The following is a 20,916-nucleotide window of genomic DNA, read 5'->3' as shown; positions in this document are numbered from 1 at the left end:
CTTCCATATTAATAGAAAAGGCTTATCAATTATTTGGTAAGCCTTTTCTTATCTAGTCGGTTAATTTTTGTATGCCAAAATGACGGTAGGTTTGTGAAGTAGCAATGCGCCCACGTGGTGTACGTTGTAAAAACCCCTGCTGAATCAAATAGGGTTCTAATACATCTTCAATGGTATCACGCTCTTCACCAATGGCCGCGGCGAGATTATCTAATCCAACCGGTCCGCCATCAAAACGTTCGATGACTGCTGAAAGCAATTTTCGATCGAGATAATCAAAACCAGCATCATCCACATCTAGCATTAAAAGTGCCTGTTTCGCAATATCCACAGAAATCACACCATTATTACGCACATCCGCATAATCTCGAACTCGGCGTAACAGGCGATTTGCAATACGCGGGGTACCACGTGAACGACGTGCAATTTCAAACGCGGCTTCTTTTTCTAATTCAAGGTTCAGACATGCTGCACTGCGTGCCACAATAGAGGTTAAATCATCAACGGAATAAAATTCTAAGCGCTGCACAATGCCAAAGCGATCACGTAAAGGAGAGGTTAAAGAACCTGCTCTGGTGGTAGCACCAACCAATGTGAAAGGGGGGAGATCTAATTTAATTGAACGAGCCGCCGGCCCTTCGCCGATCATAATATCCAACTGGTAATCTTCCATAGCAGGATAAAGTACTTCTTCTATAGCCGGAGAAAGGCGATGAATTTCATCAATAAACAGCACATCATGAGGTTCAAGGTTCGTTAGCATTGCCGCTAAATCCCCAGCTTTTTCCAATACAGGGCCGGAAGTCGTCCTAATATTTACTCCCATTTCATTGGCCACAATATTCGCAAGTGTTGTTTTCCCTAACCCTGGAGGACCAAAAATCAATAAGTGGTCCAGTGCATCCTGACGCAGTTTGGCAGCTTTAATGAAAATATCCATCTGCTCACGCACTTGAGGTTGCCCCACATAATCTGCCAATAATTTTGGACGAATAGCACGATCCTGAATATCCTCGTCAAATTTAGCCTGACCACTAATAATTCTATCTGTTTCAATCATGACTCAACTCTTATTATAATGCGGCTTTTAGGGCGTCCCGAATAAGCTGTTCACTCGTTAATTCCGGTTTTGCAACACGTTTTACCATTTTCTCTGCATCCATTGGTTTATACCCAAGCGCAATCAATGCAGAAACCGCTTCATCTGCCGAATTTTCTTGTGCAGAAAATGAGGAGGATTCGGTTGGGATATGGGAGCTTTCTACAAAGAAATCACTTTGTTTCACACCTTTGAATTTCCCTTTTAATTCCACAAGTAAACGCTCTGCGGTTTTCTTCCCGACCCCCGGAATTTTAGTAAGTTTAGAAAGTTCTTCACGCTCAATCGCATAAATAAATTGATCAACAGACATTGCGGAAAGAATCGCCAATGCTAATTTAGGCCCAACACCATTGGTTTTAATCAGTTCACGGAATAAAGTGCGGTCAGTTTTTTGGGCAAATCCAAAAAGCAAATGCGCATCTTCACGTACAACAAGATGGGTAAATAAGGTGATTTCTTGCCCGATTTCCGGCAAATTATAGAAACTTGTCATCGGCAAAAGCAATTCATAGCCCACGCCTTGAACATCAAGTAGAATTTCAGGAGGTTGTTTCTCTAACAGAACGCCTTGCAAACGACCAATCATAATTCATCCATAACACGTAAATTTTGTGCGTAGAATAAAATAAAACTGGACGAACATCCAGTTAAATTTTTAATCTAAAGCGACCTCGGCTATATCGAGCCTTCAAAAGTGCGGTCATTTTTTCCTGTGTTTCTGTTATTTTGACAGAACTTGCAATATGCAACGAATGTTGTATTGAATGCGCATGAGTAATCGCAATCGCTAAGGCATCGGCTGAATCAGCCTGAGGTTTATCGGATAATTTCAAAATACGGGTTACCATCTCTTGAACTTGAATTTTATCTGCAGAACCAATACCCACGACAGTTTGTTTCACCAAGCGTGCGGCATATTCAAACACGGGTAAATCTTGGTTTACCGCTGCCACAATTGCTGTCCCTCGAGCCTGTCCCAGTTTTAATGCAGAATCTGCATTTTTCGCCATAAAAACCTGTTCAATAGCGAACATATCCGGCTGAAATTGAGTGATAATTTCCGTCACCCCCGCATAAATGCGTTTTAATCGGGTAGGGAGATCCTCCACTTGTGTACGAATCACTCCACTGCCTAAGTATTCTAAATGGCGACCGGTTTGGCGAATCACCCCATAGCCGGTCACTCGTGAACCGGGATCGATGCCTAAAATAATACTCATATTTTCCATAAAAAATGGGTAGGAAATCTACCCATTTATCACGTCATTAAAGTTGTGCAGCAACTTCGTCACTAATTTCACCATTGTGATACACATTTTGTACATCATCACAATCTTCCAGCATTTCGATTAAACGTAGAAGTTTCGGTGCGGTTTCAAGATCAAGCGCAACGGTTGTGGAAGGAATCATGGTGACTTCCGCTTCTTGAATTTTAAAACCGGCTTTTTCAATATTATCGCGCACATTACCTAATTCTTCCCAAGCTGTGTAGATTTCAAATGAACCATCATCTTGTGGTTGAATATCATCTGCACCGGCTTCAATTGCAGCTTCTGTTAAGGTATCCTCATCGCCTTCTGCAATTAAAATTAATCCTTTTTTGCTAAACAGATAACCTACAGAACCTTCCGTTCCTAAATTTCCACCACACTTCGTAAAGCTAGGGCGAACTTGTGAAATGGTACGGTTTGCATTATCACTTAAGCATTCTACCATCACGGCTGTACCACCCGGCCCATAACCTTCGTAAACTTTCGTCTCCATGTTAGTGTCATCGCCACCACCTACACCACGATCAATCGCACGATTAATGGTATCGCGCGTCATATTATTACTTAGTGCCTTATCGACTGCGGCACGTAAACGCGGGTTGGCACTAACATCGCCGCCACCTAATTTTGCTGCTGTCACCAATTCACGAATTAATTTTGTAAAAATTTTACCACGCTGTGCATCTTGCGCTGCTTTGCGGTGCTTAATATTAGCCCACTTACTATGACCTGCCATTTGATTTCCTTCTATTTTCTAATCTTGGGTGAATATCACCTATTATCGGCATCAGATTCTGCCCTTTTTTATTCACCTAAATATGTTTTCATTGCCACTGCATTATTCGGCGATTTCGTCATTCGTATCGCCTCGTCCACGGGCACCCATTTAAAATCTAAATGTTCCGTTAATTGAGGAATAAATTCCTCTTTCACAGCACACAAAAACCAATGCTCGCGACAGTGAGTCACGTTCGGTGCGTATTTATAGCGGAAATGCGGAAAAATTTCAAATTCTACACACCGATTACAATCAAAAAGTGCAGTGGAATTCGCTGAAATTTTTAACCGCACTTCCTCCCAAAGCTCCCGTCTTGCAGTATCTCTTGGTGTTTCATCTTTTTCGATTGTTCCCGTCACCGATTGCCAAAAATCTGGATCATCGCAACGTTGAAGCATTAAAACACGTTTGGAATTTTTACAATAAACCACCACAAGAACGGATTGATTATTTTTATAAGTCATTGCCCACTCACTTTATTTACTGTTTATAGCGAAAGGTATTCATAAATTATTTTCCATAATAGACATCGCATCTTACCTATTTTGAAATAAAGTGCGAACTTAGGCGACTAGATTTTCTTCGCTTTGCTAAGCCTTTATTTTATTTATATTATCGGCAAAAATTTCGACAAGCCCTAGTCCTTAACTTGATTCGATGGTAGAATTCCGCATTTTTATGGGTAAGGAAAAACAATGTCATTAGTTAAGTTTATCATAGATACCTTAGATGATTTAAAAGGCACTGATATTGTGCATTTTGATGTGCGTGGAAAATCATCAATCACAGAAAATATGGTGATCTGCACAGGAACATCCAGCCGCCAGGTCTCCGCAATGGCAGATAATTTAATTGCTGAATGCAAAAAAGCCGGCGTAGAAACCTTTGGTGAAGAGGGGAAGAATACTGCTGATTGGATTGTGGTCGATTTGGGACAAACTATCGTTCATATTATGCAACGAGATGCCCGAGAACTCTACCAATTAGAAAAACTTTGGGCATAAGTGCGACCATAACAGCGTTAAATTTAACTGTACTTGATCAAAAGGAACATCAGTGAAAATCACACTAATTGCTGTCGGAACCAAAATGCCGGCTTGGGTCACAACCGGATTTGAGGAATATCAACGCCGTTTTCCTAAAGATATGCCTTTTGAGTTGATTGAGATACCAGCTGGGAAACGGGGAAAAAATGCGGATATTAAACGTATTTTAGAGCAAGAGGGAAAGGCAATGTTAGCGGCTTGTGGAAAAAGCAAAATCGTAACCCTTGATATTCCCGGTAAGCCTTGGACCACTCCCCAACTCGCAGAACAATTGGAATCTTGGAAAAATGATGGGCGTGATGTGTGCTTACTCATTGGTGGACCAGAAGGGCTTTCAACGGAATGTAAGTTAGCGGCAGAGCAAAGTTGGTCGCTTTCCCCTTTGACCTTACCTCATCCGCTTGTTCGAGTGGTTGTCACAGAAAGTTTATATCGTGCGTGGTCGCTCACAACGAATCATCCCTATCATCGAGAATAAAAGCGCGGTCAATTTTAGATGAATTTTAAGAAATTCTTCTCATCTCCTACAAATGATCCGATTCGTGATAAAAAAGCGGAACGGAATCTTTTTGTACGCCGAACTTTAGTCGCATTTATCGGTATTCTCGCACTTACGGGCGTGCTATTTACCAATATCTATCACCTTCAAGTGGTTAATTTTGATACTTACCAAACTCGCTCCAACGGCAATCGAATCAAACTTTTACCTGTTCCCCCTACTCGTGGGTTAATTTACGACCGCTACGGTGAGCTTTTAGCAGAAAATCTCACTTTTTTTGGGTTGTATATCGTGCCTGAAAAAACGGAAAATTTAGACCGCACTTTTGATGAGCTTCGCTATATTATTGGCTTAACGGATGAAGATATCGACAATTTTAAAAAAGAGCGTCGCAGAGGCTCCCGCTACACCTCTATCATGCTTAAACCGAATTTAACAGAAGAGCAAATTGCTCGTTTTGCCGTGAATCAGTACCAATTTCCAAGTCTTGAAGTTCGCCCCTATTTTAAACGTAACTATTTATATGGCGATGTCATGACACATATTCTCGGTTATGTCGGGAAAATTAATGACAAAGATGTTGAGAAGCTAAAAAAGAACGAAAAATTTGCTAATTACGCCGGCTCTCATGATATGGGAAAATTGGGAATTGAACGTTACTATGAAGATCAATTACACGGTACAACCGGTTTTGAAGAAGTTGAAATTAATAATCGTGGTAAAGTGATTCGTAAATTACGCGAACAGCCGGCTGTTGCAGGAAAAAGTATTCACCTAACCATTGATCTCGCACTTCAACGTTACATTACCGATTTACTGAGTGGACAAAAAGGAGCCGTTGTGGTTCTTGATCCCAAAGATAGTAGTGTGTTAGCCATGGTTTCAACACCAAGTTACGATAATAATTTATTTGTAGACGGCATTTCTAGTGCCGATTATAAACGTTTATTAGAAGATCCCGCCCGTCCGCTTTATAGTCGGGCAACACAAGGGGTATATCCTCCTGCTTCAACGGTAAAACCATTTATTGCTGTCGCAGCACAAACGGAAAATGTGATTACTCAACATACGACGATTTTCGACCCCGGTTACTGGATGTTACCCAACACCACAAAACGCTTTCGTGACTGGAAAAAATCAGGTCATGGCTACACAGATTTAAACAAGGCAATTACCGAATCCTCTGATACCTACTTCTACCAAGTTGCTTATAATCTAGGGATAGATCGCTTATCCTCTTGGATGAAACGCTTTGGTTTTGGTATGCCAACAGGGATCGAAATCAATGAAGAAGTGTCAGCCAATATGCCAACCAAAGAATGGAAACAAAAGCGTTATAAACGTCAATGGGTACAAGGGGATACGATTTCAGTGGGTATCGGACAAGGTTATTGGACCGCCACCCCATTACAAGTTGCCAAAGCTACTGCAATTTTAGTCAATAATGGCAAAGTTAATACACCGCATTTAATGAAGTCAGTGGAAGGGGCAATTATTGAACCTTATCAAGATCCTTTACTTTATGAAGATATCACCGAACCTAAACAGGCTTATTGGGATGCCGCTAAACGAGGAATGTTTAATGTGGTACATTCCGGGGCGGGTACAGGGCGTAAAGCCTTTATTGGGGCAAATTATCATGTGGCAGGGAAATCCGGTACAGCACAAGTATTCAGTTTGAAAGAAAACCAAAAATATAATGCAGCAGGGTTGAAAAAAGAATTACATGATCATGCTTGGTTTACCGCTTACGCACCTTATGAAAATCCCAAAATTGTAGTTGCGATTATTTTAGAAAATGCAGGCAGCGGTTCGAGTAATGCCGCTCCAATGATTCGCAAAATTATGGATTACTATCTCAACAAACGTTTACCTGAAATTGAACATAAAGTAAATTTGGAAAATCCCCCTCATAAAGCAAATGAAATGCCAAATAGAGAAAATAGGTAAATAGAATAATGGAAGAAAAAACACCACTTTGGCTTCGTTTATGGCGGCCGTTACACTTAGACTTTTGGTTATTATTAGGGCTTATCGCGATCACAGGCTATGGTATGCTCGTGCTTTATAGTGCTTCCGGTGCAAGTGAAGCAATGTTCCGCAATCGAATTATCCAAGTTTGCCTCGGTTTTATCGTTCTACTCGTGATGGCCCAATTGCCACCTAAGTTTTATCAACGAATTGCCCCTTATCTTTATTTGATCGGATTTATTTTACTCATCCTAGTTGATGCTATCGGAACAATCAGTAAGGGAGCACAACGTTGGTTGGATCTTGGCTTTATCCGTTTTCAACCTTCGGAAATTGTCAAATTAGCAGTACCCTTAATGGTAGCGGTCTATCTAGGCAATCGCCCGCTTCCGCCTAAATTAAGCGAAACCTTTATTGCCATTGCAATGATTCTTATCCCTACCTTATTAGTGGCGATTCAACCCGATCTAGGGACATCAATATTAGTCAGTGCATCCGGATTGTTCGTTGTTTTCCTCGCGGGAATGAGTTGGTGGTTAATTTTTGCTGCGGTTGTAGGATTAGCCGGATTTATCCCCATTATGTGGCTTTATTTAATGCATGATTATCAACGAACCCGTGTCTTGACACTACTTGATCCGGAAAAAGATCCCCTTGGGGCGGGCTACCATATTTTACAATCTAAAATTGCTATTGGTTCTGGGGGAATCTGGGGTAAAGGATGGATGCAAGGCACACAATCTCAATTGGAGTTTCTGCCGGAACCTCACACAGATTTTATCTTTGCCGTCATGAGCGAAGAGCATGGCATGGTAGGCTTTGGCATTTTAATTGCTATTTATCTCTTTATTATTATTAGAGGGTTAATGATTGCCATTCATGCCCAAACCTCTTTTGGGCGAATTTTGGCCGGTGCTACAACATTAATTTTTTTCGTGTATTTGTTCGTAAATATTGGTATGGTAAGTGGCATTTTGCCAGTGGTAGGTGTCCCCTTGCCTTTGTTTAGCTATGGTGGCACATCTTATGTGGCAATTATGGCAAGTTTTGGATTGGTTATGTCTATCCATACACACCGCACAAAATTTATGAACGGGAACTAATTGATGTTTTTAAGGTTCTTTACATAACACACTTAACTGGAATAATTCACTGATGACATTAAAAACATTTGTAAAATTAACCGCACTTTTTTTGACCATATCAATGGGAATTTTGCCGGCACAGGCTAAAAATGATACCAATAAATTATATGGTATCAAGGGGGCGAACCTCAACCAAACAACGCCTCATCACGCCCCTCACAGCTATACAGTGAGAGGAAAAACCTATACAACACAAAGCCACACCATGGCCAAAAACTATTCCAAAACCGGTGTAGCGAGTTATTACCATCGTAAATTTAATGGTCGCCGAACCTCAAGTGGTGAAACCTATAATTCAAATCTCTATACTGCAGCACACAAAACTCTGCCAATTAACTCTTATGCACTTGTCACTAATTTACGTAATAATCGTAAAACCATTGTCCGTATTAATGACCGTGGCCCTTTTAGCCATGATCGGATTATTGATTTATCTTATGTGGCTGCAAAAGAAATCGGTTTGATTGCACGAGGAACAGGAAAAGTAAAGGTTGAGGCTCTTCATATTGCACCAAATGGCAATATTTCAGGGGCGGGGACCAAAACCCTTGCCAAGCTTGCAAAAACAGCGTCAGCTTCTAATCGCCTTGTAAAGAGAGAAGAAAATGAAGGAAAGCGCCATTTAAATGAATCTAAAGCATCTAAGGAACAATATACGTTAAAAATGCTAAATTTCCCTACCGAAAAACAGGCAAATAATATGATTACACGCCTTGCACTTGATAATATTAATGCAGAAGTCAATCATCGTAATGGCAAGTATGAAATTCATTTCGGTCCTTTGGAAAATAAACAGCTCACCACACAGTTAAAAGCAAAATTGCAAAAAATGGCCGGTGAAAAGCCATTAATTGTTTATACTCATAAAAATTAAGATTTTATTAAGGAAATGCTATGTTAAAGCAAAGTGCTAAATTCACTAAAACTGCTCTTCTTTCTGGAATTATTGCGGTATCTTCTACTGCCATTGCACAAGAGGATATGCAATATGGCATTACACCGCCGCAGGTCAACGCCCAAACCTATGTTTTGATGGATTACCATTCCGGGGCTATACTCGCTGCATTAAATCCGGATCAACGCCAATATCCCGCCTCATTAACAAAAATGATGACAAGCTATGTTGTCGGGCAAGCCTTAAAACAGGGAAAAATTCATAATACCGATATGGTGACCATTGGCGAAAGTGCTTGGGGACGTAATTTCCCTGATTCATCTAAAATGTTCTTAAATCTAAACCAACAAGTATCAGTGCAAGATCTAAACAAGGGCGTAATTATTGTTTCCGGAAATGATGCCAGTGTGGCACTAGCGGAACATATCTCAGGTACAGTGTTAAACTTTGTGGACACCATGAATAAATATGTCCAACAGTTTGGTTTAAAAAATACCAACTTCACTACACCACATGGTTTAGATGATCCAAATCAATATTCTTCCGCACGTGATATGGCGATTATCGGTACACATCTTATTCGTGATTTGCCTGATGAATATAAAATCTATGCTGAAAAAGATTTTACCTTTAATAAAATCAAGCAACCTAACCGTAATGGCTTGTTATGGGACAAAACCATGAACGTGGATGGAATGAAAACCGGCCATACCAGTCAAGCAGGTTATAATCTCGTAGCTTCAGCAACAAATTCGGGCAATATGCGTTTAATTTCTGTTGTAATGGGCGTACCAACTTATAAAGGTCGTGAAGTTGAAAGTAAAAAACTATTGCAATGGGGTTTTGCGAATTTCGAGACGTTAAAAACCCTTGAGGCGAATAAAGAAATTTCAGAACAACCAGTTTATTACGGCGATGAAAGTAGTGTGAAATTAGGAGTATTACAAGATAGTTTTATTACCGTGCCAAAAGGTAAACAAACTGAATTAAAAGCCCGTTACGAATTAGATAGCAAATACTTACAAGCCCCTTTAGCGAAAGGTCAAATCGTTGGGAAAGTCATTTATCAGCTTGATGGCAAAGACGTTGCAGTCGTTAGTTTACAAGCCATGCAAGAAGTCAAAGAAGGGGGATTTTTGGGAAATGCTTGGGATTGGTTAGTATTAACGATAAAAAGTCTTTTCTAAAATACCTTGAATTTCAACCGCACTTCCCCATTTTACAAAGGAATTTATTATCTCAAACCGGGCAGATTTAAGATCTGCCCTTTATCTCACCCAAAATAGAGAGAACAATTATGGCAACAGAACAAGATTACGAAAAACTGAAAGAATTAATGGAATTCCCTGCTGCAATGACGTTTAAAGTCGCAGGCATAAACCGCGAGAATCTAGCACAGGATTTAATTGCTGTCGTACAAAAATATCTTCCGGGGGACTATATCCCCAAAGAAAAACGAAGTAGTAAAGGCACATACAATTCTGTTTCTATTGATGTCATTGCACAAAACTTCGAGCAAGTGGAAACCCTCTATAAAGAACTCGCTAAAGTTGAAGGCGTAAAAATGGTGATTTAGTATGGCTAAATTACCCCTTATCGTCCGCCAACTTGGTTTACAGGATTATCAAGAAACTTGGCATAAAATGCAAAGTTTTACGGACAATCGCAATGCTGAAACCACAGATGAGATCTGGTTGGTAGAACATCCTTCGGTATTTACCCAAGGGCAAGCGGGAAGATCTGAACATTTGCTGCAAAGTTCTAATATCCCCGTTGTACAATCCGATCGTGGTGGGCAAATTACTTATCATGGGCCGGGGCAGCAAATTATGTATGTGTTGATTGATATTCGCCGCCATCAAGACTTAAATGTTCGTCAATTAGTGACCGCACTTGAGCAGACGGTGGTAAAAACTTTAGAGGATTACGGTATTCAAGGTTACCCTAAACCCGATGCACCGGGTGTCTATATTGACGGTAAGAAAATTTGTTCATTAGGATTGCGTATTCGTAAAGGTTGTTCCTTCCACGGATTGGCATTTAATATCAATATGGATTTAACGCCATTTCATTATATTAACCCTTGTGGCTATGCCGGTTTAGAAATGTGCCAACTTGCCGATTTTATCTCGAAAGAAGAAGCAACATTAGATAACGTCTCCCCCAAATTAATTAAACACTTTGCCGAACTTTTGGGCTATAATGTAACGAATTTTTAACAATAAAAATGCCTAGTTTAGGCATTTTTCTTTAGGAAAGAATCATGTCAACGCCGTTTAAAATGGAACGAGGCGTCAAATATCGTGACGCTGCCAAGACTTCCATTATTCCTGTAAAAAATATTGATCCCAATCAAGAGTTACTGAAAAAACCGGAATGGATGAAAATCAAATTACCGGCAAGTTCACTGAAAATTGAAAATATTAAAAATGGTATGCGTCGTCATGGATTGCACTCGGTTTGCGAAGAGGCTTCTTGCCCGAATTTACATGAGTGTTTTAATCATGGTACCGCTACTTTTATGATTTTGGGGGCGATTTGTACCCGCCGTTGCCCGTTTTGTGATGTTGCACATGGAAAACCTTTACCGCCTGATCCGGAAGAACCACGTAAACTCGCTGAAACGATTCAAGATATGAAATTGAAATATGTGGTGATTACGTCCGTAGATCGGGATGATTTGCCGGATCGTGGTGCTGGACATTTTGCAGAATGTGTAAAAGAGGTGCGGGCATTGAATCCGGGAATTAAAATTGAAATTTTAGTGCCTGATTTTCGTGGTCGAATTTCCCAAGCATTAGAAAAATTAAAAGAGAATCCCCCGGATGTATTTAATCACAATTTAGAAAATGTCCCCCGTCTATACAAAGAAATTCGTCCGGGCGCAGATTACGAATGGTCACTAAAACTCCTTCGTGAATTTAAGGAAATGTTTCCTAATATCCCAACAAAATCAGGCTTAATGGTTGGCTTGGGGGAAACTAACGAGGAAATTTTAGACGTGATGCAAGATCTACGTGATAACGGTGTGACAATGCTCACTCTAGGGCAGTATTTACAGCCAAGCCGACACCATCTTCCGGTTGCTCGTTATGTACCGCCTGCAGAATTTGATGAATTCCGGGACAAAGCCAATGCTATGGGCTTTGAACATGCGGCTTGTGGGCCTTTTGTACGTTCCTCGTATCATGCGGATCTCCAAGCCAGTGGCGGTTTAGTAAAATAAAAACGGCATCAAAAATGACCGCACTTTTACTAAGTAAAATGGGTTGCTTTAAAAAGCAACCCATTTTTTATCGGCCTAAGCCACCCAGAGCAATACTGCCAGTAGTTGCGGAGAGATAATCCTCAGGAACATCACTAATGGATAAACTGTTGCGTAAGAAAGTGAAGCCGCACCATTATCTTCTTTGATTTCATTGGCGAAAGCAAGAGCCGGGGGATCGGTCATCGAACCGGCGAGCAACCCACAAATACTGAGATAATTAAGTTTGGCATAGATACGTGCAATCACCCCTACAATCATCAAAGGAATGAAAGTAATAAACATACCATATCCCATCCATTCAAGCCCTGCACCATTGACTAAGGTATCAACAAAATTACCACCGGATTTTAAACCTACCACCGCAAGGAAAAGCACAATACCTATTTCACGCAAGGCAAGGTTCGCACTTGGCGGCATAAACCAATAAAGTTTTCCAATACTACCAATTCGAGCAAGAATTAAAGCAACAACAAGAGGACCACCGGCTAACCCCAGTTTTAGGGCAACAGGAAAACCCGGAATATAGAAAGGAATAGATCCCAACAAAACACCTAATCCAATACCAAGAAATACCGGCAACATTTGTACTTGCTGGAGCTTTTGTTGCGCATTACCAATAATAGAAATGGCTTTATTAAGCACCTCAGCACGACCCACCATATGCAATACATCACCAAATTGTAACGAGGTATTCCCACTTGGTACTAATTCCACTCCGGTACGGTTAAGGCGGGAAATTACCACTCCATATTTTTGGTGAATATGAAGTGTTCGAATTTTTTTCCCCAGCACTTTCTCATTTGTCACAACAACCCGCTCTGCACGAATTTCTCCACTAGTGGAAATAACGGGAACATCCACTTCATCACCAATGACAAGACGCATTTTTTTTAGACCTTGTTCATCACCAACCAAATGCAATATATCATCAAGATGAATTTCCGTATCTGCTTTGGGAACAATAGCACTTTCCCCACGTATTAAACGAGAACATACTACGTCTTCATCATCAAACCCCGGAATTCCAACTAACGTAATGCCGTCTAAATTACGATTGGTTACTTTTACCGAAATGGTATGTAAACTTTCTTTATCTTGTCCACTCTCTTTATTGAAACGTTGAGCTTCTTCATCAATTTTAATTCTAAAAAATAAACGAATTAACCACATTGCAAGTAAAATCCCACAAATCCCGAAAGGATATGCCATTGCATATGCAATCCCCATCGTGGCTGTCGCCTGCGGCATACCTAATTCACTTAAAATTTGTTGTCCCGCCCCTAAAGATGGCGTATTGGTCACTGCACCGGAATAAATACCTAATGCGATATCCAAGGGAACATCCGCCATTTTGTGCAAAATAAAAACAGACAGTGAACCAATAATAACAATTAAAATGGCAAGCCCATTGAGCTTTAAGCCTGATTGGCGTAAAGAGGCAAAAAAACCGGGACCAACCTGAATCCCAATAGTATAAACGAATAAAATCAAGCCGAATTCTTGCACAAAATGCAAAGTATGTTCATTAAGTTTCAACCCATACTGATTAGTAAAATGCGCAACAATAATACCACCAAATAATACACCGCCTATTCCTAGACCAACGCCCCTAATCTTCCAATGCCCTATCCATAAACCAATGACTGCGACAAGGGCAAGGAGACTAATCGTAATTGCAATTTCACTCATAGTGACCTCATAAACTAAATTTACCTATAACGGATTATAACAACTTGATTTTTTGAAAACTTAATCAAACTCAAAAAATGATAACTTCATCACAATTTTTCTTGCTTAATCATAAACACTGCCTAAAATGACCGCACTTTTATTTTTTTCGGATAAATTTATGGATTACGGACAAGAAGCGATCACTTCCCTCCTATGGGTTTTAAAAACCCTCATGATTACCTCAGTCACATTTAGTGCCGGAATTTTTTTGCTCGTACGCTTTACCCATTGGGGAAAACAATTTTGGATGTTTGCCGGTGGTTACCTTTCACCTAAACGTAGCATTAAGCCGTTGTTATTTTTCTTGTTGATTGTGGCACTCACCCTAGTCAGTGTGCGTATAAGCTTGGTGTATTCAGAATGGAACAATAGTATGTACACTTCGCTACAAGAATTTAATGAACCCGTCTTCTGGCAACAAATGGGCTTATTTTGTGTCATTGCAGCAAGTGCCGTCTCTGTCTATTTAATCAGCTATTACATTGAACAACGTTTTGTGATTGATTGGATTACTTGGCTAAACGATGAACTTGCCGGTAAATGGATGGGAAATCGTGCCTATTATAAAACACAATATCTATCAGCAAATCTAGACAACCCCGATCAACGTATTCAACAAGACGTACAATCTTACGTTAAAACCACATTATCACTAAGCACCGGTGTTATTGATGCCGTCACCTCCATGATTTCCTATACAATTTTATTATGGGGATTGGCTGGACCAATGCGGGTATTTGGCGTCAATATTCCACACATGATGGTTTTTTTAGTTTTTGCTTACGTCATCTTTACCACATTAATCGCATTTCGACTTGGTCGCCCATTAATCAGTCTCAATTTTGCCAATGAACGTCTTAATGCAAACTATCGCTATTCTCTGATTCGTGTTAAAGAATATGCGGAGAGCATTGCGTTTTATGCCGGTGAAAAAGTCGAACAAAATTTACTTTATCGCCAGTTCCGTGCGGTTATCACTAATATGTGGAATATTGTATTTAGAACGCTAAAATTCTCCGGTTTCAACTTGGTGGTCAGCCAAACATCTGTTGTCTTTCCTCTATTAATTCAAGTCGGTCGATATTTTGAGAAACAAATCAAACTTGGTGATTTAATGCAAACTTTTCAGGTATTTGGTCAATTACATTCTAACTTGTCTTTCTTCCGTAATACCTATGATAATTTTGCCGGCTATAAAGCAACTCTTGACCGCTTAACCTGCTTTACTTATGCCATTGATATGGCAAATAGAGAATCAAAAACCAAAATTCAGACGACTGAAAATGAGGTGATTTTCGAACATTTAAGTATAAAAAATCCCTTCGGACAAATACTTATTGAAGATCTCAATCTTATTTTGCCACAGGGTACAAGCCTATTAATTCAAGGAAATTCCGGTGTTGGGAAAACCACCTTATTACGTACAGCTGCGGGGCTTTGGTCTTATTCCCTAGGAAAAATTTATTGCCCTCAAGAACAACTTTTCCTCTCACAAAAACCTTATCTACCGCAAGGTAGCCTGCTGGCAGCATTGGCATACCCAAAAAATGTGGAAGAAATCGACCGCACTTTGGCGGAAGAAACCTTACGTAAAGTTCAACTGGGGCATTTACTTACCCGCATTGAGCAAGAGCAGGACTGGACACGAATACTCTCCCTTGGTGAGCAACAACGTTTGGCATTTGCCCGTTTATTGCTACATAAACCGAAAGTCGCCTTTTTAGATGAAGCCACGGCAAGTATGGATGAAGGGTTGGAAGATGCCATGTATCGGCTACTGAAAGAGGAACAACCGACAATGACTATCATCAGCGTAGGACATCGCTCAACATTAAAAGCGTTTCACCAACAACAGCTTGATATTTTATCCAAAGGGGAATGGTCGCTAAGCAAGATCGACAGATAATAGGGAAAGTGCGGTTATTTTTTACAGCATTTTTCCTTACTCAGTGTAAAAATACTATTATCAATAGCGATTTTTTGGTACATTTAGCGCAATTTTTTCACACTCAAATATGAGTAAATTTTTCATCCATTCAAATTAACGGAATTATTATGTTATTCAAAAAGATACGAGGTTTATTTTCAAACGATCTTTCTATTGACTTAGGGACGGCCAATACCCTGATTTATGTAAAGGGACAAGGCATTGTATTAGACGAACCCTCTGTTGTGGCCATTCGCCAAGATCGTATGGGCTCATTGAAGAGTATTGCTTCTGTGGGGAGAGAAGCGAAACAAATGTTGGGTCGTACGCCAAAAAGTATTATGGCAATCCGCCCAATGAAAGATGGCGTCATTGCAGATTTCTTCGTTACTGAAAAAATGTTGCAATACTTTATTAAACAGGTTCACAGTGGCAATTTTATGCGCCCAAGCCCTCGTGTTTTAGTTTGTGTGCCGGCCGGAGCAACGCAAGTTGAACGCCGAGCGATAAAAGAATCAGCGATTGGTGCCGGTGCTCGTGAAGTTTATTTAATTGAAGAACCGATGGCGGCGGCAATTGGTGCGAAATTACCGGTTTCTACCGCCGTAGGTTCTATGGTGATCGATATCGGTGGAGGAACAACTGAAGTTGCCGTGATTTCCTTAAATGGTATCGTTTATTCTTCCTCTGTACGCATTGGAGGGGATCGCTTTGATGAAGCCATTATCTCCTATGTTCGCCGCACTTTCGGTTCGGTCATCGGTGAACCGACCGCAGAACGTATTAAACAAGAAATAGGTACGGCTTACATTCAAGAAGGCGATGAAATTAAAGAAATGGAAGTGCATGGTCACAATCTTGCAGAAGGTGCGCCACGTTCGTTCAAATTGACCTCTCGTGATGTGTTAGAAGCTATCCAACAGCCTTTAAACGGTATTGTAGCGGCTGTGCGTACCGCACTTGAAGAATGCCAACCTGAACACGCTGCAGATATTTTTGAGCGGGGAATGGTATTAACCGGTGGCGGGGCTCTATTACGCAATATTGATATTTTACTCTCACGTGAATCCGGTGTACCAGCCATCATTGCAGAAGATCCTCTTACCTGTGTGGCTCGTGGAGGCGGTGAAGCATTAGAAATGATTGATATGCACGGTGGCGATATTTTTAGTGACGAGATCTAATATATTACCTATAAAAGTGCGGTTGATTTTGACCGCACTTTTGTTTTAAGTCATCTGTAGTTCAGGTATTTTCATGAAACCGATTTTTGGTAAATCCCCGCCCTTAGGTGTTCGTTTAACCCTTGCTGTCATTGCCTCTATCGCATTGATTTTGGCTGATGAGCAAAATTCAATGAATAAAGCCCGCAGTGTAATGGAAACGGCGGTTGGCGGTTTATACTATTTAGCAAATACGCCTCGCACAGTATTGGATAGCGTGTCAGATAATTTCGTGGATACCGGCAAGCTACAAATTGAAAATAAAGTTTTACGTGAGCAACTTCGTGAAAAAAATGCAGATTTATTATTGTTAGATCAATTAAAAGTTGAAAATCAACGTTTACGCTTGTTGCTTAATTCCCCATTAAGAACCGATGAATACAAAAAAATTGCCGAAGTGTTGACAGCAGAAACCGACGTATATCGTCAACAAATTGTCATAAATCAGGGAGAAAAAGACGGGGCTTATGTCGGTCAGCCGGTGATTGATGAGAAGGGTGTGATAGGACAAATTATTTCTGTTGGCGCTGAAACTAGCCGTGTACTATTGCTAACAGATGTTACCCATTCCATTCCTGTACAAGTACTTCGTAATGATGTGCGGATAATCGCAAGCGGAACAGGACATACTGATGAATTAACACTAGATAATGTGCCACGCTCCGTGGATATTGAAAAAGGCGATCTGCTAGTTACCTCGGGATTGGGTGGCCGCTTTATTGAAGGCTATCCTGTTGCTATTGTACAAAATGTATCACGTGATGGTTCTAATTATTTTGCCACTATAAAAGCTAAGCCCCTCGCCTCTTTAGATCGCTTACGTTACGTTCTTCTGCTATGGCCGAGCAGTCTGGATATGTCAAAAGTGAAGTCAATGTCACCAGAAGAAGTTCGAGAATTGGTGCAAAAACGTCTGGAAAGCCAAACGAATGGCTCCAATACTATTGTGCGTAAAACAAAGATGACTACTGATGCTCAAGAACCAATAACAGAAAATAATAAAGAGGGGGCTGAACCTGAAATTCCTCTTGAAGCACCACTAGATGAGATGATTTCACCGGAACAGCAAGAACATAGAGAGGAAGACTAATGCAGATGCGTTTAATTTTTCAATGGGCAACAATTCTATTCTTTTTTATCATTGCATTAGTTATGGAACTCGCCCCTTGGCCGATCGGATTTCAAGCCTTTAAACCTGCTTGGCTAATTTTAGTGCTGACCTATTGGGTACTTGCAATTCCTAATAAAATTAATATCGGCCTCGCATTTTTGGCTGGGGTAATATGGGATCTTGTATTAGGTTCAACATTAGGTATCCATGCGCTGGTTCTATCCATTGTTTTTTATTTTATTGCCAAAAACCATCTAATACTACGTAATCTTTCCCTGTGGTTTCAAAGCTTATTAATCATTATTTTTGTTTTCGTTATTCGTTTTTTAATTTTTCTTGTGGAACTATTTTTACATAGTGCAACCTTTAATTGGCAAGAAATTTTTGGTGCAATCGCATCGGGCATTTTATGGCCTTGGGTATTTTTACTGATGAGAAAAATCCGCCGAAAAGTAGGGCTTCATTAGCTTTAATTACAAAAAAGTTTCACGAAACTACATAAGAAAAAGCGCTTTCCCATTAAAGAAAGCGCCTTTTTCTTATCTTTTTAATAAATTTGATTCCCTTATTTCGTCTTTTATAAGAAAACCGTTGAAAAATTAACGAATTTTTTCATTGACTTCACGGAATAAGTCACAATATTTCTGCTCTTTTAAATCGCAGAGTTTACCATAGTATTCCTTTGCTTTTTCTAAATCTTGACGAACGCCTAATCCTTTATAATAGATTTGTGCTAAACCAGACAGTGAACTCATATTATCCATCTCATATTCTAGTATCTTTTCATAAATAGTTCTGGCTTTATCATATTTACCTATCTCAAAGTAAATGTCTGCCAAATCACGTGAGCAATAAATCTCATCATCATTCCAAGATCCAGAAAGTTCACCACATCTTGCTCTTTCTAATAAATGATACATCTATTTTTTCTCTTCCTGAGAATATGTATGATAAATTTTTATTAAAATATCACTACTTGTATATTCCCGATTCTCCTCTCCTAAATTCCACGCTTTTTCATAATATGCTCTAGCACGACCCAAAGAATCATTATCTCTTACCAAATATCTTGTAAGATCATCTCCTAAAAATACTAATGCAGGAGAATAATTTTCAGATGCGAGTGATTGCATTTTATTTAGTTCATCCTACTTCTCCATTTCGGAACGGCTATAATAAGACAGCATAGCGAGGTAAAACTCTGCTTCTTTTTTCTGTTCCTCATCTCCCATAAGCAAAACTAATTGATAAATCTCTTTTGCTGCTTCCTCAATAGTATTTTTAGCTAGATAAGCTAAATCTAACAGATTTTTAATAGCCTTTTCATCTTTATTTTTTAAAAAGTCATTTTTATAAAGTTCTATTTTTTTATCAATAAGATATTGAGCATAATTAAGATCTTTAGAATAATATTGGTAATTATAAGAGTTCAAATAGTATGAAATGATATCACTAGAACTAATATCAAAAGATGAAATAATATTATCGGAAGAAATCCAATCTTCAATTCCTGTAGGATTTTTTTCAAAAAATTCATTTAAATGCACTAATGCAACTTTTTGAATTGCCAGCCTACTATCGCCTAGGCAACCCAATAGCCCCCGTTTTTTATTTGCCCTTCGTAATAAATCATATCTAGCAGATTTATTACCTGATTTTGCAGCATTAATGTAAATCTTCATTAACCAACCTAGCTTATCATATAGTAGAATATCCCCATACCCATTCACTTCCTTAAATCTTTGCAAGATATTTGGTAGACATTGTATATACTATGAAGCTCATATTCTGCATTAGCACTACCTAATTGAGATAAAATATTAAGCCGCGTTTTATAACCCATACTATACCAAACAATGACACCAATACTTATAATGACTACAGCTAAAACAGATTTTTTCCTGGTTTTTAATTTATTTAAAATATTCATCATTCACCCTATTTTTCAACTAAAAAACAGCCTTAATAAATTAAGGCTGTGAGATTTAATTATTTCACCAATTCAATTGATTTAATCCCAAAATCAATATCCTGATCAAAATAATAATATAATTGCTCGGCAATAAAGGCTTGTGCCTTATACATAGCAATTTTCTCTGATACTGCTTCAACAAAATGAAAACTTCCAATAGCCTCTTGTTGTGGGTAAGTATATTCAATTTGATAGATCATTTTATTTATTCTCTAAATTTATTTTTAACCAAGGGTTATTTGTTCTTTCTGCAAGAAAGAACAAAAACAGTGTACACTGTTTGCAAATAGGCTATATTTTGAGCATTAGGTAAAGAATAAACTTTGCCTTCATTGAAGGTGGGATAAATAAGATATGGGGTATATGAATATAATAGGTATATAAAAAGTGCGGTCTGCTTTATAGGACTTTTATTATTTTAGACGAATATAAAGAGATTTAATAATAAGGTAAAGAACATAGAATTTAGAGTAATCAATAAAAGGTAAGCTTGGATATTCTTAAAGAATCTTTCTTATAAAATTAAATTATTCTAACGTGAAGATCTTATCAAGGCTAAATTTTTTCATGCTAATCATTCCCCTGCAGATTTCAATGTAAATCAATAAAATTGAGATTAATATTAAAATTGACCCCATTTAATTGGAGCTGCTCTTCAAAGAAGATTTTTTAATTCTTACTGTAGGTAAGATGAGATACATGGCTCAGAAGGAAAGTCATTTGCTATTTGGCATTGAATATTTAGCATGATGTCACTACAGCGTGAGCAAGAGATTTTAAATGTCTCATAAAATTTTATTCACAGGAAAAATTGTGTCGTATTCTAACATAGTTTAGGTTGGCCTTCTCCTCTGAGAATCTTGTCGACAAACAGGACATTTTTGGGCGTATCCTGTAAACAAAAATCCCCAAGCTCATCAACTCGGGGATTTATGGGTAATAAAGCCCTGGCGGTGCCCTACTCTCACATGGGGATA

At 39.2% G+C, this 20,916-nt stretch carries 23 protein-coding genes; 13 read left to right on the top strand and 10 right to left on the bottom strand.

Going from position 1 to position 20,916, the window contains the following annotated elements; translation table 11 throughout:
- Positions 1 to 52: 52 nt before the first annotated feature.
- The 5 genes from ruvB to nudB form a co-directional block, all read right to left on the bottom strand.
- On the bottom strand, positions 53 to 1,060 hold the full coding sequence (gene ruvB, locus E4T92_RS07970) for a Holliday junction branch migration DNA helicase RuvB (RefSeq protein WP_077542077.1): 1,008 nt from the start codon (positions 1,058 to 1,060) through the stop codon (positions 53 to 55).
- Between the two features lie 13 nt (positions 1,061 to 1,073).
- A complete protein-coding gene (gene ruvA, locus E4T92_RS07965; protein WP_135094189.1) occupies positions 1,074 to 1,688 on the bottom strand; it encodes a Holliday junction branch migration protein RuvA in 615 nt (204 codons plus the stop codon).
- A 61-nt stretch (positions 1,689 to 1,749) separates the two neighbouring features.
- Entirely contained in the window at positions 1,750 to 2,322 is a 573-nt protein-coding gene (gene ruvC / locus E4T92_RS07960) for a crossover junction endodeoxyribonuclease RuvC (RefSeq protein ID WP_135094188.1), read from the bottom strand.
- 46 nt (positions 2,323 to 2,368) lie between these two features.
- A complete protein-coding gene (locus tag E4T92_RS07955) occupies positions 2,369 to 3,109 on the bottom strand; it encodes a YebC/PmpR family DNA-binding transcriptional regulator (protein ID WP_077542074.1) in 741 nt (246 codons plus the stop codon).
- Between the two features lie 68 nt (positions 3,110 to 3,177).
- Entirely contained in the window at positions 3,178 to 3,615 is a 438-nt protein-coding gene (gene nudB / locus E4T92_RS07950) for a dihydroneopterin triphosphate diphosphatase (protein ID WP_077542073.1), read from the bottom strand.
- 231 nt (positions 3,616 to 3,846) lie between these two features.
- Between nudB and rsfS the strand changes: the two genes are divergently transcribed.
- From rsfS to lipA, 9 genes are all read left to right on the top strand, one after another.
- Positions 3,847 to 4,155, top strand: coding sequence for a ribosome silencing factor (rsfS, locus tag E4T92_RS07945; RefSeq protein ID WP_135094187.1), 309 nt, complete (start codon positions 3,847 to 3,849; stop codon positions 4,153 to 4,155).
- Between the two features lie 52 nt (positions 4,156 to 4,207).
- Entirely contained in the window at positions 4,208 to 4,675 is a 468-nt protein-coding gene (gene rlmH / locus E4T92_RS07940; RefSeq protein ID WP_135094186.1) for a 23S rRNA (pseudouridine(1915)-N(3))-methyltransferase RlmH, read from the top strand.
- Positions 4,676 to 4,693: 18 nt separating this feature from the next.
- Positions 4,694 to 6,646, top strand: a complete 1,953-nt coding sequence (gene mrdA / locus E4T92_RS07935; protein WP_135094185.1) for a penicillin-binding protein 2 — start codon at positions 4,694 to 4,696, stop codon at positions 6,644 to 6,646.
- Between the two features lie 8 nt (positions 6,647 to 6,654).
- A complete protein-coding gene (gene rodA, locus E4T92_RS07930) occupies positions 6,655 to 7,770 on the top strand; it encodes a rod shape-determining protein RodA (RefSeq protein ID WP_135094184.1) in 1,116 nt (371 codons plus the stop codon).
- A 52-nt stretch (positions 7,771 to 7,822) separates the two neighbouring features.
- Positions 7,823 to 8,686, top strand: a complete 864-nt coding sequence (locus tag E4T92_RS07925) for a septal ring lytic transglycosylase RlpA family protein (RefSeq protein WP_135094183.1) — start codon at positions 7,823 to 7,825, stop codon at positions 8,684 to 8,686.
- A gap of 20 nt (positions 8,687 to 8,706) precedes the next feature.
- Positions 8,707 to 9,894: a serine hydrolase gene (locus E4T92_RS07920; RefSeq protein ID WP_135094182.1), complete on the top strand. Its 1,188-nt coding sequence runs from the start codon at positions 8,707 to 8,709 to the stop codon at positions 9,892 to 9,894.
- 110 nt (positions 9,895 to 10,004) lie between these two features.
- Entirely contained in the window at positions 10,005 to 10,283 is a 279-nt protein-coding gene (ybeD, locus tag E4T92_RS07915) for a DUF493 family protein YbeD (RefSeq protein ID WP_135094181.1), read from the top strand.
- A 1-nt stretch (position 10,284) separates the two neighbouring features.
- Positions 10,285 to 10,926, top strand: coding sequence for a lipoyl(octanoyl) transferase LipB (gene lipB, locus E4T92_RS07910; protein WP_135094180.1), 642 nt, complete (start codon positions 10,285 to 10,287; stop codon positions 10,924 to 10,926).
- Positions 10,927 to 10,970: 44 nt separating this feature from the next.
- Positions 10,971 to 11,933, top strand: coding sequence for a lipoyl synthase (lipA, locus tag E4T92_RS07905; protein WP_077542064.1), 963 nt, complete (start codon positions 10,971 to 10,973; stop codon positions 11,931 to 11,933).
- Positions 11,934 to 12,008: 75 nt separating this feature from the next.
- Here lipA and E4T92_RS07900 read toward each other — a convergent pair whose 3' ends face one another.
- Positions 12,009 to 13,664, bottom strand: coding sequence for a putative transporter (locus tag E4T92_RS07900; RefSeq protein ID WP_135094179.1), 1,656 nt, complete (start codon positions 13,662 to 13,664; stop codon positions 12,009 to 12,011).
- A 160-nt stretch (positions 13,665 to 13,824) separates the two neighbouring features.
- Here E4T92_RS07900 and E4T92_RS07895 point away from each other — a divergent pair, with 160 nt between their 5' ends.
- The 4 genes from E4T92_RS07895 to mreD all read left to right on the top strand — a co-directional run bounded on the left by E4T92_RS07895 (position 13,825) and on the right by mreD (position 18,434).
- A complete protein-coding gene (locus tag E4T92_RS07895; RefSeq protein WP_135094178.1) occupies positions 13,825 to 15,612 on the top strand; it encodes an ABC transporter ATP-binding protein/permease in 1,788 nt (595 codons plus the stop codon).
- A gap of 149 nt (positions 15,613 to 15,761) precedes the next feature.
- Entirely contained in the window at positions 15,762 to 16,817 is a 1,056-nt protein-coding gene (locus tag E4T92_RS07890) for a rod shape-determining protein (RefSeq protein ID WP_077542061.1), read from the top strand.
- Positions 16,818 to 16,890: 73 nt separating this feature from the next.
- Entirely contained in the window at positions 16,891 to 17,946 is a 1,056-nt protein-coding gene (gene mreC / locus E4T92_RS07885; protein WP_135094177.1) for a rod shape-determining protein MreC, read from the top strand.
- Complete coding sequence (gene mreD / locus E4T92_RS07880; protein WP_135094176.1) at positions 17,946 to 18,434, top strand: rod shape-determining protein MreD; 489 nt, start codon at positions 17,946 to 17,948, stop codon at positions 18,432 to 18,434. The genes mreC and mreD overlap by 1 nt, the downstream gene beginning before the upstream one ends.
- A 132-nt stretch (positions 18,435 to 18,566) precedes the next feature.
- Here the strand turns inward: mreD and E4T92_RS11270 are convergent, their stop codons facing one another.
- The 4 genes from E4T92_RS11270 to E4T92_RS07860 form a co-directional block, all read right to left on the bottom strand.
- Complete coding sequence (locus tag E4T92_RS11270; RefSeq protein WP_135094175.1) at positions 18,567 to 18,887, bottom strand: SEL1-like repeat protein; 321 nt, start codon at positions 18,885 to 18,887, stop codon at positions 18,567 to 18,569.
- Positions 18,888 to 19,100 carry a hypothetical protein gene (locus E4T92_RS07870; protein WP_135094174.1) on the bottom strand — a complete coding sequence of 71 codons (213 nt, stop codon included), beginning with the start codon at positions 19,098 to 19,100 and terminating at the stop codon, positions 18,888 to 18,890. It lies immediately after the preceding gene.
- A 15-nt stretch (positions 19,101 to 19,115) separates the two neighbouring features.
- On the bottom strand, positions 19,116 to 19,649 hold the full coding sequence (locus tag E4T92_RS07865) for a hypothetical protein (RefSeq protein ID WP_135094173.1): 534 nt from the start codon (positions 19,647 to 19,649) through the stop codon (positions 19,116 to 19,118).
- 307 nt (positions 19,650 to 19,956) lie between these two features.
- Positions 19,957 to 20,139 carry a hypothetical protein gene (locus E4T92_RS07860; RefSeq protein WP_135094172.1) on the bottom strand — a complete coding sequence of 61 codons (183 nt, stop codon included), beginning with the start codon at positions 20,137 to 20,139 and terminating at the stop codon, positions 19,957 to 19,959.
- Between the last annotated feature and the right edge of the window lie 777 nt (positions 20,140 to 20,916).

The sequence above is a fragment of the Pasteurella sp. WM03 genome, assembly GCF_004570945.1.
Classification (GTDB): domain Bacteria; phylum Pseudomonadota; class Gammaproteobacteria; order Enterobacterales; family Pasteurellaceae; genus Rodentibacter.
This window is presented reverse-complemented; position numbering and strand designations above follow the sequence as displayed.